Consider the following 14,289-nt stretch of genomic DNA (forward strand, 5'->3'; position numbering starts at 1 on the left):
TACGTCGCCATGTGGCGCGAAAGATACGCAGATGGTTGAGCATCTATCGGATATCCAGGTGTTTATCATCCCTGATTTATCTTGTTAATTACATTTTATCAATTTTTTGTTTTTCAGTTGATTAAGTTCATTATATATTTGCAAAATACTTGAATGGTCAAGTATATATCAACTATAATTCAAATATATTACAAGTTTATGTCAACCATTTCTCAGGAACTGAAACTGTTTTTAAACCTGACAATCATCCAGACAATGATGGCGAAACGCTTTGACGCGAAGCTCGGGAGCCACGGCATTAGCCTGAATGAATTCATGATTTTACACCACCTGGCGAATGCGCAGGACGAGAAATTGCGGCGTACCGATCTGGCGGAAAAAGTGGGGCTTACGGCCTCCGGGATTACCCGTATGCTGTCGCCTCTCGAAAAGCTGGGCTACGTAAAAAGAGAAGCGAATAGCCGCGACGCGCGGGTATCGTACGTGAAACTGGCCAATGCGGGCAAGAAGATTTACCTTGAAGCGACGGCCACCGCCGAAGCAGCCACCGCGCAGATTATGGCTTCGGTGAAAACCAAAAAGATCGAAGATCTGCAAAAAATGCTCGTTGAACTGGGCGCGACGATCGAATAGCGGGAATATGCTATGGATATTCGTATATCCACATAAAAAACGCCTCTGACAGACGATCTGCCAGAGGCGTAAGGTTAGGTCCGGGAAGTGTTATTTCGCCTTCCTGACGTAAATATTTCCGTTCATATTCTTCATCATGATCTCACTGCCGCCGCCGTTGACTTTGCCTTTCACCCAGTCGTCGATGCTGACTTTGTACATGCCGTCTTTGGCTGTCCGCGTAGCTTGCGGTACCGATTTGTCGATATCCACGTCGAAATCGCTGTAAATGTCGCCCTGGTCGGATTTCAGTTTGAGATCGAACTTGGCAGTCGGCGGAAGCGTTACGTCCACGTTTCCGTTAAGGGTCGAGAAAGCCATCGGCGATTTGGGATCAATGGTTTTGAAGTTCGCTTTCAGCAGGCCGTTCACTGTATTTGCAACCGCAGAACCCGAAATGTTCGTCAGTCTGATGTCGCCGTTGACGTTTGTTATTTCCAGCACACCGTCCACGTTTTCCACCCAAACGTCGCCTTCGTTGATCGTCCCGACATTCAGCGAGAACTTCGCGGGCACTTTGATGTTCAATTCCATGTGCGAATTGAAAAGTTTCGAGCTCACATTTACCACATTGTTTTCCTCGGTGGCCGAAATATCCAGTCCGCCGTTTTTGGAAATGCGCCGCATACCTTCGGCGTTTTCCCTGGGTTTTTCGGGTTTATCGGACTGTTTGGTGCTGGCGTCTATCACCACCTGGTTGCCGCTGTACCCTGTCACGCGGATGGAGCCGCGGATGAGATGCACTTTCAGCGTGCCCGGCTTGGCAGGGTCGCTGAGCGGGATAGTGAGTTGTTCCTTCAAGTCGCCCTGTGCAAGCAGCGGTGCCGAAAATGTCGTGAATACTGCGAACGCTGCGAGGGCTATGATGCGCGGGGTTTTCATTTTGCTATGATTGTTTTTTGAGATAGATATTGCCATTGAAAGTTTCGAACTTGTAGGTGGGCCCGCCGCTGCCGACCCGTATGAATGTTTCCGTATTAAGCTTGTAAACAGTTTTGTTTTCATGATTTTCCGCGTTTTTAACGACCCTCACCGGAAGGTTTTCGACATTGGGGAAGTCGGTATAAAAGTCGCCGTTGAATGTTTTGAACCGGCAGTCAACGGACAGCGCGGCCGGGTAGGTGATTTTAATATCGCCGTTGAGCGTTTTAAAATCTGATTCCCCCGGTGGCACGGCTAAGTAATTGGCTTCGACATTGCCGTTGATCGTACGCATATGAGCCGGCCCCCTGGCGTTCACGACACTGATCGCCCCGTTCACATTGTTTATACCCAGCGAGCCTGTGACGTCGTTCACGTTGATATCTCCGCCGTTGACAGTCGAAACGTGCAGGTTGAGCGCGTAGGGGACTTTTACTGTGAAATTCAGCTCGAAATTATACTGGACCCGGGGACCATCCCAGTTGCGCCGGTCGCGGTTAGGGCGCGAATCGAACGGATGGGAAATGTAGGCGATAATGCTGTCGGCGCCCTGTTCGATTTCCAGTTTGAATTCCTGTTTGCCCTGGTCGAGCACATCCTGTGTCTTTGCGGTGATCTTCTTATCGATTTCCAGCACGACTTTGTCACCGTTGTAGCCCTCGACATTGATGAATCCGTTGATGTTATAAATCGCGAGCACATTCTTCGATGCCTGGCCGGCGACGGTAAATTCCTTGCTGACATGCTCCTTGTGTTCGAGCTTTTGCGCCGGAGCCTGGGTACAGCAGAGCACTGCTCCCGCCAGCAGGGGGATTGCAAGATATTTCATGGCTAATAGTTGATTTAGGTTTATGAAAGGTCTTTGATTGTCTGTTCGATTTTGACTTTCACGAGGTCGTTCAGGTCTTCTTTTTGCAGCAGCGTTTTCAGCGCCTTAACCGAGCGTTTTTCCTGCAATTTCACCATTACGTCGGCCAGCGCCACCTGTACCATAGGCGAGTCCTGCAAAGCGAGCGATTTCACCAATCCCTCGCGCACGGATGCATCGTCCGCATACTGCGTGAGCGCCTCGAGTGTTACCAGCCGCACATTCACGTTGGGGTCGTTGTTCAGCGTGGTAAACAGCGCCGCCAGAATGCGGTCGTCGGCATGCTTGATCTCGCTTGTATAGCTCACCGCCCGGAGCCGCTCGGTGGCCGAAGGGTTTTCGAGAAGCGAGAGCATCATCGTGCTTTTCATGTCCCGGACCTGCGCCGCCAGCGTTTCGATCCGCTGCCGGTACGCATTCGCGTCGACCCTGCTACGGCTGGTACGGTTGCCGATTACCCAGCCGAGGCCTACCAGGAGCAGGCTGAACGCCACTTGCACCGTCCATTGTGGCAATACAAACTCCCGGATGCTATCCATCATGCTTTGGAACGAAAACCTTGCCGCCGTCTTTTCGGCTTCTTTGAACTCGTCGAGCATGGCGTAGAAGTTGGCGCGCATGGCCTCCGTTGGTTCCGGGACCCTGATTTTCGCCATACTGTCCCAGATCTGCCTGTCGGCAGCAAACACTTCCTCGCAGCTTGGGCACCCGGCCAGGTGGCGGTTGACCTCCATTTGCTCATTCCTTTCGAGGCTGTTGTTCAGCCACTCGGTCAGTTTGCCTTTGGTATATTCGCAGCTCATTTGCTTATCTTCTTTCATTTGTAAAAAATCTTTTCTTTAATTCCCCCAATGCCCTGTGCACCCGCACTTTTACGGTTCCCTCGTTAATGTTCAGCACCTTGGCTATTTCGTCGTACTTCATTTCCTGGAAACGACTTAAAATAAGCACTTCGCGGTACTCGGGACTCAATGCGCCCATTGCCTCGTGCAGAAAGTCATAGTCCTGCTGCCTTTCCAGGCCTTCGTCGGCCGATATCCCGCCTTCGATCCGGTCGGCCACCTCGTTTACGTCGTAGAAGGTGAACGACCTGTTTTGCTTAACGGAATCGTTCAGGACATTTCTGGCGAGATGGTACATCCATGTCCTGAATTCCCCTTCGCCGGTAAACGTGTGCCGGTATTTAAGCATTCTGTAAAACACATTCTGAACAAGGTCCTCGCTGAGATCGGCCTTGTGCGTCATGTGGTAGAAAAATCCGAACAGCGGCCTGTTGTACCGCTCGAAGAGCAAGCCCATTTTATCCAGGTCCCCGGTTTTCACCCGGAGCATCAGCGAGTTGTCGGTCAGGGTATTCAAGGCTGCGCTTTTTGTTTTCGTGATTTTGATGTGGTAACCTGCGGGATCGGGAAAGGTTACAGGAATTTAGAAAAAAGTTGAAAATATTTTCCGAAGTCCGGCGCTGTTTCCGCCTGATCAATAAAAAAGCCCCTTTCGGGGCTGTGCTACGTCGTAAGCGGATATCTGGAAACATCCCGCTGCCGGTCGCGTTCGGTCCTGATCGTGTCGTGCGCCGCCTGGATGGCGGTGTACTGGCTCAGGATCAGTTGCCGGATGTCGGCGGGAAGGTCTCCGGACTGCAATGCTTCCTCGTAAGTTTTTTTCGCTGCATCTTCGCCGCTTTCGGCGTTTTCGAGGACGGCGCGGCGGTTGTCCGAGGTGAACGTCGCACGGATGTCCATCCAGATACGGTACAATTTGCCCGAAAGCATAGTGCCCGTCGCGGGCTCGCCACCGAGGCGTGTGACGTGTGATTTCAGGTCGAGTACATTGTTGCGGCTCTCGTCGGCCAGTTTGTGAAACATAGCCCTCAAATCATTTTCGAGCTCATTGGTTTCAGCTTCGGCTTTTTCATATCCGGCGATCCGGTCGTTATTGATCAGGACCAGGTCGTTCAGGATTTCGATGGTTTCTGAATTCTGTGCCATTGTGGTCGTAGTTTTGATGATGCGGCACTGGCATCAATAACCATTCCAGAGGTTTACCGCAGAATGCTGATAGAGTTGTCGTAAATTTTGTATTTGCAGCCGGGGGCCTGGTCGCGGATCACCTGTTCGCAAAGGAACCGGAGAATTTCATCGCGGCGGGAAAGAGGTGTCCCGGTTTGTGCTTCCCAATATTTTGTTTCCGGCATAAAAAGAATAACCACGGCATTGCCCCCCGCCAAACTCCCATCCAAACTGAATTTTGACAGCACCTTCCACATAGTAGATACTACCGCCACGGCCATTCTGTGTGTATTCCAGTTTCGGGAAAAATCGGCTCATAATCTCCTTCTTAAATTTCCCGACATCAATTCCGGAGTCCCTTTCGACGTCGTTGTAGTCCAGCATTCGCTGGTCGTCGGGGTCGTACATCATGTGCAGGCTGCATGCGGGCGAAGCATATATATCAGGCTCGGGGCCGGGTGGATACAAGGGGGTCCTGATACCGTTCTCGCTGAATCCCGGGTACGGTTTCTCTTCGGGCAGCGGCAGCAAGTGCAGCTCTTCATTCCGGATTGCGTGAAAAATGTTGGCCGGGGCTTTCGGATAAGGTGTTTTGGGAAAGCCTTCCGTGAATTTGATAAATTGAATGCGGTGCGTCCAGTGATCGGGCCAGCCGGCTTCAATCGTATAAAAGCCCGGGGGATAGGGTAGGGTGTTGGTTAAAATCATGGTGCCTCCGTTGAGGCGCTCGCGCACGGGCTTTTCCTCGATCACTTCCCGTGAGCAGGCATTGATCAGCCGGAATGTACCTGCGTCCCATGCGTATCGAGGCATGTGAAACATGAGTTGCTGGCAATCGGCGTAATGGATAATCCGCACTTTTTCGGGGTTGACACTGCCAGCCTGACCTTCGCCAGCCTGTTCCGCGCCATCCCCCCAAAAATTGGAAACGTTCGTCAGCACGCATTTGCCGTAATAGGCCTTTTCGGTTACAGGCGTTTCGGTAAGCGGTTCCGCGGCGTCCAGGGGGATAATGCCCGGAGTGCCATCGCCGATGTCGGGAATAAAATACCCCGCTTCCCGCCGGCTTTCGGACCTTTCGAGAATGCGCCTTCGTACTTCGACGATATTGCCGGGCTGAAAAACGTGGCTATGGCGGGTAATTTTGATGCGGATCGTAGGTTCCATATGGCAATTCGGTTGAATACAAAGCGAAAACCCGGGCCGGATGCCGTTCGCATACAACCCGGGTTTGAATGTAATAACTAATTCCGGATCAAACGTTTATTTTGATCTGCCGGTTATTCCGAGCGAAGCGATTGGACGGGGTTCATCAAAGCCGCCCTCACGGATTGATACGATATCGTGATCAGCGCGACCAGTACCGCCACCGCGCCCGCCAATGCGAATATCCACCAGGTGAGATCGATCTTATAGGCAAATTCCTGCAACCAGCGGTCCATCAGCCACCATCCGGCGGGCGTAGCAATCATCAATGCGATCAGCACCAGTTTCATAAAATCCCGCGAAAGCAATGCGATGATACCGGCTACCGATGCCCCGAGAACCTTCCGCACCCCGATTTCCTTGGTCCGCTGCTCGGCGGTAAAGGTGGCGAGCCCGAAAAGCCCCAGGCACGCTACGAAAATGGTCAGCCCCGCAAATGTGCCCAGGATTTGTCCGGTCTTTTGCTCGGCTTTGTAAGTTTCGTTGAAGCGTTCGTCGAGAAACGTATAGCTGAACCGCATATCCGGATGAAAGCTATCCCAGTTTCGCTTCATCGAAGCGAGCAGTCCGGAAACTTCGGCGCCGCGCGTTTTTACCATCATCCAGCCCCAGCCGTTGCTCAGCGTCATCACGAGCGGGCCGATCTGCTCGTGCATCGACCTGAAATGGAAATCTTTAACTACACCGATCACCCGGTATGTCGTCTTTTTTCCCGCGTTATCGTTGCGGGTGATGATCCTGTCCAATGCACTGCCGGGCGTCCAGCCAAAATGTCTGACCGCGGTTTCGTTGATGATAATGCCGGATGAATCGGTTCCGTATTCCTTTGAAAAGTTACGCCCGCGGGCCATTTCCATGCCCAATGTGGGGATATAGTCGTAATCGATCTCATAACGGAGCGTTTTCACGATCCGGTCTGCTTGGCCGTCCGGGTTTACGGTGAAATTGTTGTTGTCCGAGGGTCCCGCGGGCACATAACCCGACAGACTTACCCGCTCGACCCGGGAATCCTGCATCAGGGCCTGGCGGAACGTTTCGGTATTTTTGCCTAATGCCCAAGAAGGTATCACAACCACCTGGTCTTTGTTATAGCCGAGCTTTTTGTTGCGGATAAACTGCAACTGCCGGTAAACCACCGTGGTGCCGACGATCAGGACAATGGACATAATGAATTGAAATACAACGAGACCGCTTCGCAGGCTGATGCTTCGGCCCGACGAAAGTTTGATCACCGACGCGCCTCCTTTTAATACCGCGATCGGTTTGAACGACGACAGGAAAAAGGCAGGGTAGCTACCCGCAAATATGCCTACAAACAATCCGAAGCCGATAAGAGAGGGGATAAGCCCGGGAACGGCATCCCATCGCAGCGACAGGTTTTTACCCGACAACCCGTTGAACAGCGGCAAGGCCATGGCGGCGAGCAGAATAGCCAGGACCAGCGCGAGCGACGTCAGCAAAGTGGATTCCATCAGAAATTGCCACACAAGCTCCGACTTTTCGGAACCCATTACCTTGCGCACGCCTACTTCGCGTGCCCGCTTGGAGGAGCCGGCGGTGGAGAGGTTCATGAAATTGATGCAGGCGATAAGAAGCATCATCAGGGCCACCGCGCCGAAAATGTAGACATAGGTAATGTCGCCGTTCGCGTCGAGGTCGTATTGGAAATCCGAATGCAGGTGAATATCGGTCAGGGGTTGCAGGCGGAGTTCGAGATTGTTGCCTTGCTGGCGGAATTCGGCCATGGTTACGCCCATCGATTGTTTCAGCTGCGGGCTGATGTATTTGTCGACGGTCGCGGGCAATTTTGCTTCCAGCTTTTTGTAGTCGTAGCCTTCCGGCAGTACCAGGTAGGTAAAGAACTCCGAGGTCATCCAGGAGGTCGATTTCGCCTCGGCGAGCGTTGCCATGGAGCCCAGCAGATCGAACCGGAAGTGGGAATTAGAGGGAATATCCTTCATGACGCCGGTTACGCGATAGGTTTGTTTCCAGTCTTTAAAAGTGACGATCCTGCCCAGAACGTCGGTTTTTCCAAAGTATTTCCGGGCGGTCGTTTCCGACAGGACAATGGTATTGGGTTCAAGGAGGGCATTTCTGGAATTACCCTGGATGAACGGCAGCGTGAACACCGAGAAGAAGTTGGAGTCTACGAACGCGAGTTTTTCGTCATTGTAAATCTTGCCGTTGAGCAGAACAAGCGGCCGGCCTCCCTGCCGAAGCCGGGTCGCTTCAAGCACCTCGGGGTAATCGGCTTTCAGCGCCGCGGCGGTAGGTGGCATGGCGTGCGACTCGTTGATGACGCCGCCCTGCATGGTACCCTTGAATGTCGCACGGAAGATGCGGCCGGATTTTTCATGGAACCGGTCGAAACTGAGCTCGTCGATCACGTACAGGCTGATCAACATACACGAAGCCAGGCCAATAGCCAGTCCCGAGATATTGATGGCAGAAAAAACCCGGTTACGGACAAGGTTGCGCCAGGCGATTTTAAAATAGTTCTTTTAGCATGGGAATGGTGCTGACTGGGATTACTTTCCAAAATAAATTTTCATGGCTAACAGACGGTAACTTGTATTACATAGTACATTGTATAAAATATATGCCAAAACGGTAATTGCTTGTTTCAGAGAATATTGTAAAAGCCGGGAGCCGGATGCCCGTTCGCATTCGAACACTTTTGTACGATTACGACCATGCCCGACAGCAGATGTTTACTACATTTGCAGCCGACCAGGCGCGATATGACAGACCTTGAACATTACCTGCAAACCTATTTCGATTTCGATCAGGCGGACCTGGTCAGGGTCGCCTCCTTTTTCAGGCCCGAAATTGTGAAAAAGGGCGATTACTATCTCAAAACCGGTAAACTTTGTAACAAGCTGAGTTTCATCAAATCGGGTTTGCTGCGGATTTACGTGGATTTGGAAGACAGGGAGGTAACGCAATGGATATGCACAAAAGGCTATTTTGTGACCGATCTCGCGAGCCTGGTTTTCGAGAAGCCTGCCCGCTGGAATATCCAGGCGCTTGCCGATACGGCCATTTATACCATTGCCAAGCACGATTACGACCGCCTGGGCGAATACATTCCCAGGTGGCCCGTCACCGAAAAGCTCTTCATTGCGCACTGTTTCACGACGCTCGAAGACCGCGTATTTTCCTTTCTTTCCATGACGGCCGAGCAGCGCTACAACCTGCTTTTCGAAAGCCATCGCGACATTTTTGCACAAGTACCCCTGCAATACATCGCCTCCATGCTGGGAATGACGCCCGAGACGATCAGCCGCATCCGCCGGAAGCAGCTCAGTTGATTTCTTGATCTAGGTCAAGTGCGTTCGGAAAGGGCCCGAATACCTTTGCAAGGTCATTAATCAACTATTTATACTATGTTTCTAGGTCATTACGGTTTAGCATTCGGGGCGAAGAAGGCCGCTCCCAAAGTTTCGCTCCTGACGCTCTTTGTCGCTGTCGAATTTGTAGATATTCTCTGGCCGGTCCTGCTTTTGCTAGATATAGAAAAAGTGAAGATTCATCCCGGCTTTACGCAGGTTACGCATTTCGAATTCCTGCATTACCCCTACACGCACAGCCTTGTGATGGGCGTCGTGTGGGGGCTTATTTGTGGCGGTGTTTATTGGTTATTCCAAAAAGACCTGCGTAGCGCGGTCGTTGTGGGCCTGGCAGTGCTGAGCCACTGGTTCCTCGACCTCGTCGTTCATATTCCGGACCTTCCGCTGACGCCATTCGGCGACGAAAAAGTTGGATTGGGCTTGTGGAACTCGTTGCCGCTGACCATTTTAACGGAAAGCGTAATCTTCATTGCAGGTGTCTGGGTTTACATCCAAAACACCCGCGCCATTAATGGCAAGGGCAAATGGGGCCTGTTCTCGCTGATCGTTTTCTTCGTTATCGCCGAGATTTTCAACATGTTCGGACCGCCACCGGAGGATTCGATCCCCGCTTTGCTTGGTTCGTTCGTGGTGTTGCAGGTAATTGTGCTGGGGCTGGCTTATCTAACTGATCAGAACAGGACATGGAAATGAGATTTTGAAGCACTCGGCAAGGAAGCGATTAGCAATGCAAATATTCAAGGGCCGATCACCGACCTCATTCGGTGGTCGACCCTTAGTGGCTATTTCCGCTGAAACCCTTTATAATGCGCAATAATATCCTTGTCGCTGAACTTGTGGCCGGGATCTTTCCGCCCGAGAAAATATACGCCGCTCGCCGTATCTACATTAAACGAATCCGGCACGAGGTGATCGAAAAGCCTGATCCACCCGAAGGCCATCGCGATGACGATCGCGGCTTTTTTACTTCGGGTAAGGCCCCAGGCCGCGTACCGCACGTTCCAGAGCAGCACCGTACCGATGCCCGTCAGGAATCCCGAATCGAGCAATTTGAAATCCTTGAAAAGCAGGCGGTGTCCGCTCTCGGTGAAACGGGTAAAGTCGTACGGGCCTTCGTGCACGTGCTGTTGAAAAGGCGTTTCCGCATACACTACACCGCCGGGTTTGAGTACCCGGTGGATTTCCGCGACCACCCGTTGCGGGTACATGACGTGTTCGAGTACCGCCTGAATCCAGATGCCGTCGATGCTGTTGTCAGTAATAGGCAGGGAGTGACCGTCGGCGATAAAATCGGTGTTGGATGAGGCGTAAATGTCAAACGAAAGCACATTAATGTCCTTTGCATCATACATTCCCCCGGCGCCGTTCCCGATTGCGCCTCCGCCGATAATCAGCACGGTCGATTTTTTGCCCGGATATTTGGGAACGCTTTCGAGGAATTTTGCCAGGTTCCTCCTTGTCTTGCCGTCGCCTCCCCAGAATATCTTTTTAATGGCGTCGTACTTGTTGCCGCTCCGGGGAATAAGGCTTTCGCCGCCTGTGGCAAGCAGCGATTCTTTGCTCAGAATGGTTTCTTCGAAATTGACGAGTATCGGTATCTTCTTCTGTATCAGTGGAATTTCGCTGGTCGAATGCGAGCAGGATGCATTGGTGCAATAAATGCTTTCATCAACGATTTTTAATGTAGACAAACATAAAGGACAAGCTAGTGTGCCGTTTTCGATATGCTCGGTAAGCAGTGGACTGAAGGATTTCATTGAAGGAAATATGTGTGAAAATGGATGTGGTGTGTGATCGGTTTCAGGTATGGTATTTAATTCAAAAATCTAAATTTAGCTAAAAGTACTGTTTTACAAATCGGCGAAATGCGATTTAATCGTTCGTCAACTGCCCGGCGAAAGCCTTCGCAGACGACTCGTTGCCCGCTGAGATTTTAAATCCTATTTGATTTTCGTAACTTAGCGGCATGGAAAAGCCGGAAACACTGGAAGAATTTTACCAATACAAGTTCAATTGGCTACCCGATAACCTGCAACAGGATATCGGGCATTTCAATGTGTTCTCGATGGGGGAGAACTACGTCACCAATCCCGTACAAGCCCGGTACAGTCGCCGCGATTTTTACAAGATCGTGCTGATCCGTGGTAAAAACGTGTACCATTATGCCGATAAAAGCCTCGAACTGGACGGTACTTCCCTGATGTTCTTCAACCCGCTCGTCCCATATACCTGGGAAGCGGCCTGTGATACCATTACGGGCTATTTCTGCATTTTCAAGGAGGGTTTTTTTTCTGAAAAACTCAGGGGAAATGTCGCGGACCTGCCGATGTTCGCGATTGGGGGGAAGCCGTCTTACCTCCTTAACGACGCCCAGGACGCGTATGTGAGCCGGATTTTTGACAAGATGCTGGAAGAAATCGCCTCCGACTATCCCTATAAATATGATTTGCTGCGAAGCTATGTAACCGAGCTGGTGCATTATGCCCTGAAAATGGAACCCAGCGAGGCACTGTACCAGCACCCGAATGCGAATTCACGCATTACAGCAGTATTTACGGAACTGCTCGAACGCCAGTTTCCGATCGAATCGCCGTCGCAGCGCTTTACGCTACGGTCCGCAAACGATTTCGCGCAGCAACTGTCGGTGCATGTGAACCACCTGAACCGGGCGATCCGGGAAACGACCGGGAAAACCACCACGAGGCATATTGCAGAGCGCATTACTTCCGAAGCGAAGGCTCTTTTGCGGCACACGAACTGGAATATCTCCGAAATCAGCTATTGCCTGGGCTTTGAGGAGCCTTCGCATTTCAACAACTTTTTCAAAAAACAGACCAGTCAGACTCCCACTTCATTCCGGATTGTTTGAATTTTGCAAGTATCTGTTTGAACCGCGCAATGCTGTCCCCGTGCGACCATTTTACCTTTGTGATGTTCAATCAAATCACAAAGAACAATGGAAAACAATAAAGTTTGGTTTGTTACCGGCGCCTCGAAAGGGCTCGGACTTGCACTTGTGCAAAAGTTATTGGCAAATGGTTTCAACGTGGCGGCTACTTCACGCACTGTCGACGACCTGAAAAGCGCGGTAGGACACCCGGGAGAGCAGTTCCTGCCATTATCGGTGAATCTTACGGACGAGCAAAGCGTTCAGCAGGCGATCGCTGCCACTGTCACCGCATTCAGACATGTGGATGTGATCGTTAACAATGCAGGTTACGGCCTTGCGGGGAGCATCGAAGAGTTGTCGGACGCCGAATCCCGCGGGAATTTCGACGTCAATGTTTTCGGAACACTCAACGTTATCCGCGCTGCGATGCCTTATCTGCGCGCCCAACGATCGGGCCACATTCTGAATGTGTCGTCAATTGGCGGCTTCAATGGCGCATTTCCGGGCTTCGGGATTTACTGCGCGACGAAATTCGCCGTCTCTGGTCTCTCGGAGTCGCTGGCGGCGGAAGTCGCGGAGTTTGGCGTGAAAGTCACGGTCGTTGAACCCGGCTATTTCCGCACCGAATTCCTTACCGCGGGCTCGTTTGTGACACCTAAAAACCAGATTCCCGATTACCGGAAAGTGCGCGAATCGGAAGCATTGCACCAGCAGCAGATCAATGGTGCGCAACCGGGAGATCCGGCGAAGGCGGCCGACGCGATGATCCGCGTCGTCTCCGAACAAAATCCACCTCTGCATTTGCTTCTCGGCGAAGATGCGTTCGGTCTGGCGCAATCGAAGATCCAGGCGCTGACAGCCGAAATGGAAACCTGGAAACCGGTGTCTGTTTCAACGGGTTTCGACGCCTAGTCGCCCCGAAATATCCTTATCTTGCGGCATTGTCAGCATTTCAAAAGAAACAACTATGGCCGTTGAAGGAAAAATAAGGGCAATAATAACGGGTACCACGGGTATGGTCGGCGAGGGCGTGCTTCTCCAATGCCTTGAAAGCCCGGACGTGGAATCGGTGCTTGTCATCAACCGCCGACCGCTCGGAATGACGCACGCAAAGCTTAGGGAGATCGTTCATCGGGATTTTTACGACCTTTCTCCGATCTCCGGGCAGTTAACGGGCTACAATGCCTGCTATTTCTGCCTCGGTGTATCGTCGGTGGGAATGAAGGAGCCTGATTACAAGAGGGTTACTTACGATCTGACCATGCACATCGCCGAGCTGCTGAGCCGCCAGAACCCGGGTATGACCTTTTGCTACGTATCGGGGGCAGGCACCGACAGCAGCGAAAGAGGGCGCATTATGTGGGCGAGGGTCAAGGGAAAAACTGAAAATGATTTAGGCAGGTTACCTTTTGATCAGTCGTTCGCGTTCCGGCCCGGCTTTCTGAAAGCTACGGAAGGGCAAAAGAATCTGCTCAGTTTGTATAAATATTTTGGCTGGCTTTACCCGATCCTAAAAGCGGTTTACCCCAACGGTGCGTCAACGCTCAAACAGCTCGGTCAGGCGATGATCAATGTCACAAAGTATGGTTACGACAAGAGGATCATCGAAGTGAAAGACATCGTTCTTCTCGGCGATCGCCAGTACGTATGATCACTTCATTTTTTCGTACGAGAACGCATCGCCTTTGAGCAGCGGATGTTCGCCCGTCAGCCCGTCTTTTGTCGGTTTCAGGACGACATTTTCGACGAAAATTTCGATAATCCACGGCTCGATCCGGAATTCGAAATAATTGTCCTCCGTGTCGACCGGAAACGACGTGTAGCGTTCCGGTGCGAGCGTGAAAAAGAGATCGATGCCGGTAACTATGGTTTTAGGTGTTTGAAAAATGCCTTCCTGGCTCATTTTGCCATATTTCTCGCCGTCGGCTGTTTTGATGAGGGTTTCGAAGAACGGCAACACCTGCTGGTTGCTTTCGACGATTTTGACGGTTGTGAAATCGTCCGGAACAGTCTTGCTGGTTACCAGCGCAAAATCGCGTTCGGGCCGGGGGCGGCTGTTGAGAACGACCTTTCCGTCTTGAAACTGCCATTTGCCGTGACCCTGGCGATCCATGGCGCCGTAGGAAAAATACAGTTCGAAAGTGCTGTCCGGTTTGAGAATGATAGCCGAGGCCGTTTCCATCACGCCCTGTAAATGATATTCGCCGGCAATGGAATCGGGAGCCTGGGCAGAAGCAAAACGGCTTGCGAGGAGCAGTAGCAGAGGGAGACAGTAATTAAGCTGCATGGAAGGATATTTAAGGTGTATAGCTGCGAACGCCTGGCTCCGGTAAAGCGCAAAGGCTTAGGAAATTTAGCTAAAAACAGGCATTT

15 protein-coding genes are annotated in these 14,289 nt (G+C 51.6%); 6 read left to right on the forward strand and 9 right to left on the reverse strand.

From position 1 onward, the window contains the following. Positions 1-198: 198 nt before the first annotated feature. Positions 199-633, forward strand: a complete 435-nt coding sequence (locus tag ABV298_RS29050; RefSeq protein ID WP_353719629.1) for a MarR family transcriptional regulator — start codon at positions 199-201, stop codon at positions 631-633. A gap of 90 nt (positions 634-723) precedes the next feature. On the opposite strand, the gene ABV298_RS29055 is transcribed toward ABV298_RS29050, so the two are convergent. The 7 genes from ABV298_RS29055 to ABV298_RS29085 all read right to left on the reverse strand — a co-directional run bounded on the left by ABV298_RS29055 (position 724) and on the right by ABV298_RS29085 (position 8,162). After that, positions 724-1,554, reverse strand: coding sequence for a DUF4097 family beta strand repeat-containing protein (locus tag ABV298_RS29055; protein WP_353719630.1), 831 nt, complete (start codon positions 1,552-1,554; stop codon positions 724-726). Between the two features lie 4 nt (positions 1,555-1,558). Beyond that, a complete protein-coding gene (locus ABV298_RS29060) occupies positions 1,559-2,422 on the reverse strand; it encodes a hypothetical protein (RefSeq protein ID WP_353719631.1) in 864 nt (287 codons plus the stop codon). A gap of 20 nt (positions 2,423-2,442) precedes the next feature. Continuing rightward, positions 2,443-3,282 carry a HEAT repeat domain-containing protein gene (locus ABV298_RS29065; protein WP_353719632.1) on the reverse strand — a complete coding sequence of 280 codons (840 nt, stop codon included), beginning with the start codon at positions 3,280-3,282 and terminating at the stop codon, positions 2,443-2,445. Next, on the reverse strand, positions 3,269-3,793 hold the full coding sequence (locus ABV298_RS29070; protein WP_353723268.1) for an RNA polymerase sigma factor: 525 nt from the start codon (positions 3,791-3,793) through the stop codon (positions 3,269-3,271). The genes ABV298_RS29065 and ABV298_RS29070 overlap by 14 nt, the downstream gene beginning before the upstream one ends. A 173-nt stretch (positions 3,794-3,966) precedes the next feature. Continuing rightward, positions 3,967-4,449 (reverse strand): PA2169 family four-helix-bundle protein, encoded by a 483-nt coding sequence (locus ABV298_RS29075; protein WP_353719633.1) that lies wholly within the window; start codon positions 4,447-4,449, stop codon positions 3,967-3,969. A gap of 147 nt (positions 4,450-4,596) precedes the next feature. After that, positions 4,597-5,637 (reverse strand): hypothetical protein, encoded by a 1,041-nt coding sequence (locus tag ABV298_RS29080; protein WP_353719634.1) that lies wholly within the window; start codon positions 5,635-5,637, stop codon positions 4,597-4,599. 113 nt (positions 5,638-5,750) lie between these two features. Further along, positions 5,751-8,162 carry an ABC transporter permease gene (locus ABV298_RS29085; protein WP_353723269.1) on the reverse strand — a complete coding sequence of 804 codons (2,412 nt, stop codon included), beginning with the start codon at positions 8,160-8,162 and terminating at the stop codon, positions 5,751-5,753. Positions 8,163-8,417: 255 nt separating this feature from the next. Between ABV298_RS29085 and ABV298_RS29090 the strand changes: the two genes are divergently transcribed. Together ABV298_RS29090 and ABV298_RS29095 are read left to right on the forward strand one after the other, a co-directional pair. After that, positions 8,418-8,987: a Crp/Fnr family transcriptional regulator gene (locus ABV298_RS29090; protein WP_353719635.1), complete on the forward strand. Its 570-nt coding sequence runs from the start codon at positions 8,418-8,420 to the stop codon at positions 8,985-8,987. Positions 8,988-9,062: 75 nt separating this feature from the next. Continuing rightward, complete coding sequence (locus ABV298_RS29095) at positions 9,063-9,719, forward strand: metal-dependent hydrolase (protein WP_353719636.1); 657 nt, start codon at positions 9,063-9,065, stop codon at positions 9,717-9,719. An 89-nt stretch (positions 9,720-9,808) separates the two neighbouring features. On the opposite strand, the gene ABV298_RS29100 is transcribed toward ABV298_RS29095, so the two are convergent. After that, positions 9,809-10,783 (reverse strand): methyltransferase domain-containing protein, encoded by a 975-nt coding sequence (locus ABV298_RS29100; protein ID WP_353719637.1) that lies wholly within the window; start codon positions 10,781-10,783, stop codon positions 9,809-9,811. A 209-nt stretch (positions 10,784-10,992) separates the two neighbouring features. Here ABV298_RS29100 and ABV298_RS29105 point away from each other — a divergent pair, with 209 nt between their 5' ends. The 3 genes from ABV298_RS29105 to ABV298_RS29115 all read left to right on the forward strand — a co-directional run bounded on the left by ABV298_RS29105 (position 10,993) and on the right by ABV298_RS29115 (position 13,567). Next, positions 10,993-11,895, forward strand: a complete 903-nt coding sequence (locus ABV298_RS29105) for a helix-turn-helix transcriptional regulator (RefSeq protein WP_353719638.1) — start codon at positions 10,993-10,995, stop codon at positions 11,893-11,895. A gap of 87 nt (positions 11,896-11,982) precedes the next feature. Further along, the gene (locus ABV298_RS29110; protein ID WP_353719639.1) at positions 11,983-12,828 is read left to right on the forward strand and encodes an oxidoreductase; all 846 of its coding nucleotides are present in this window, start codon (positions 11,983-11,985) and stop codon (positions 12,826-12,828) included. A 55-nt stretch (positions 12,829-12,883) separates the two neighbouring features. Continuing rightward, positions 12,884-13,567, forward strand: a complete 684-nt coding sequence (locus tag ABV298_RS29115) for an epimerase (protein ID WP_353719640.1) — start codon at positions 12,884-12,886, stop codon at positions 13,565-13,567. Here ABV298_RS29115 and ABV298_RS29120 read toward each other — a convergent pair whose 3' ends face one another. Next, positions 13,568-14,203 carry a hypothetical protein gene (locus ABV298_RS29120; protein WP_353719641.1) on the reverse strand — a complete coding sequence of 212 codons (636 nt, stop codon included), beginning with the start codon at positions 14,201-14,203 and terminating at the stop codon, positions 13,568-13,570. Positions 14,204-14,289: the final 86 nt, after the last annotated feature.

Source organism: Dyadobacter sp. 676, assembly GCF_040448675.1.
Lineage (GTDB): Bacteria > Bacteroidota > Bacteroidia > Cytophagales > Spirosomataceae > Dyadobacter.

Coding starts and splice junctions, on each gene's coding strand:
- ABV298_RS29050 (WP_353719629.1), top strand. CDS start 199: ATGTCAACCATTTCTCAGGAACTGAAACTGTTTTTAAACCTGACAATC.
- ABV298_RS29055 (WP_353719630.1), bottom strand. CDS start 1,554: ATGAAAACCCCGCGCATCATAGCCCTCGCAGCGTTCGCAGTATTCACG.
- ABV298_RS29060 (WP_353719631.1), bottom strand. CDS start 2,422: ATGAAATATCTTGCAATCCCCCTGCTGGCGGGAGCAGTGCTCTGCTGT.
- ABV298_RS29065 (WP_353719632.1), bottom strand. CDS start 3,282: ATGAAAGAAGATAAGCAAATGAGCTGCGAATATACCAAAGGCAAACTG.
- ABV298_RS29070 (WP_353723268.1), bottom strand. CDS start 3,793: ATGCTCCGGGTGAAAACCGGGGACCTGGATAAAATGGGCTTGCTCTTC.
- ABV298_RS29075 (WP_353719633.1), bottom strand. CDS start 4,449: ATGGCACAGAATTCAGAAACCATCGAAATCCTGAACGACCTGGTCCTG.
- ABV298_RS29080 (WP_353719634.1), bottom strand. CDS start 5,637: ATGGAACCTACGATCCGCATCAAAATTACCCGCCATAGCCACGTTTTT.
- ABV298_RS29090 (WP_353719635.1), top strand. CDS start 8,418: ATGACAGACCTTGAACATTACCTGCAAACCTATTTCGATTTCGATCAG.
- ABV298_RS29095 (WP_353719636.1), top strand. CDS start 9,063: ATGTTTCTAGGTCATTACGGTTTAGCATTCGGGGCGAAGAAGGCCGCT.
- ABV298_RS29100 (WP_353719637.1), bottom strand. CDS start 10,783: ATGAAATCCTTCAGTCCACTGCTTACCGAGCATATCGAAAACGGCACA.
- ABV298_RS29105 (WP_353719638.1), top strand. CDS start 10,993: ATGGAAAAGCCGGAAACACTGGAAGAATTTTACCAATACAAGTTCAAT.
- ABV298_RS29110 (WP_353719639.1), top strand. CDS start 11,983: ATGGAAAACAATAAAGTTTGGTTTGTTACCGGCGCCTCGAAAGGGCTC.
- ABV298_RS29115 (WP_353719640.1), top strand. CDS start 12,884: ATGGCCGTTGAAGGAAAAATAAGGGCAATAATAACGGGTACCACGGGT.
- ABV298_RS29120 (WP_353719641.1), bottom strand. CDS start 14,203: ATGCAGCTTAATTACTGTCTCCCTCTGCTACTGCTCCTCGCAAGCCGT.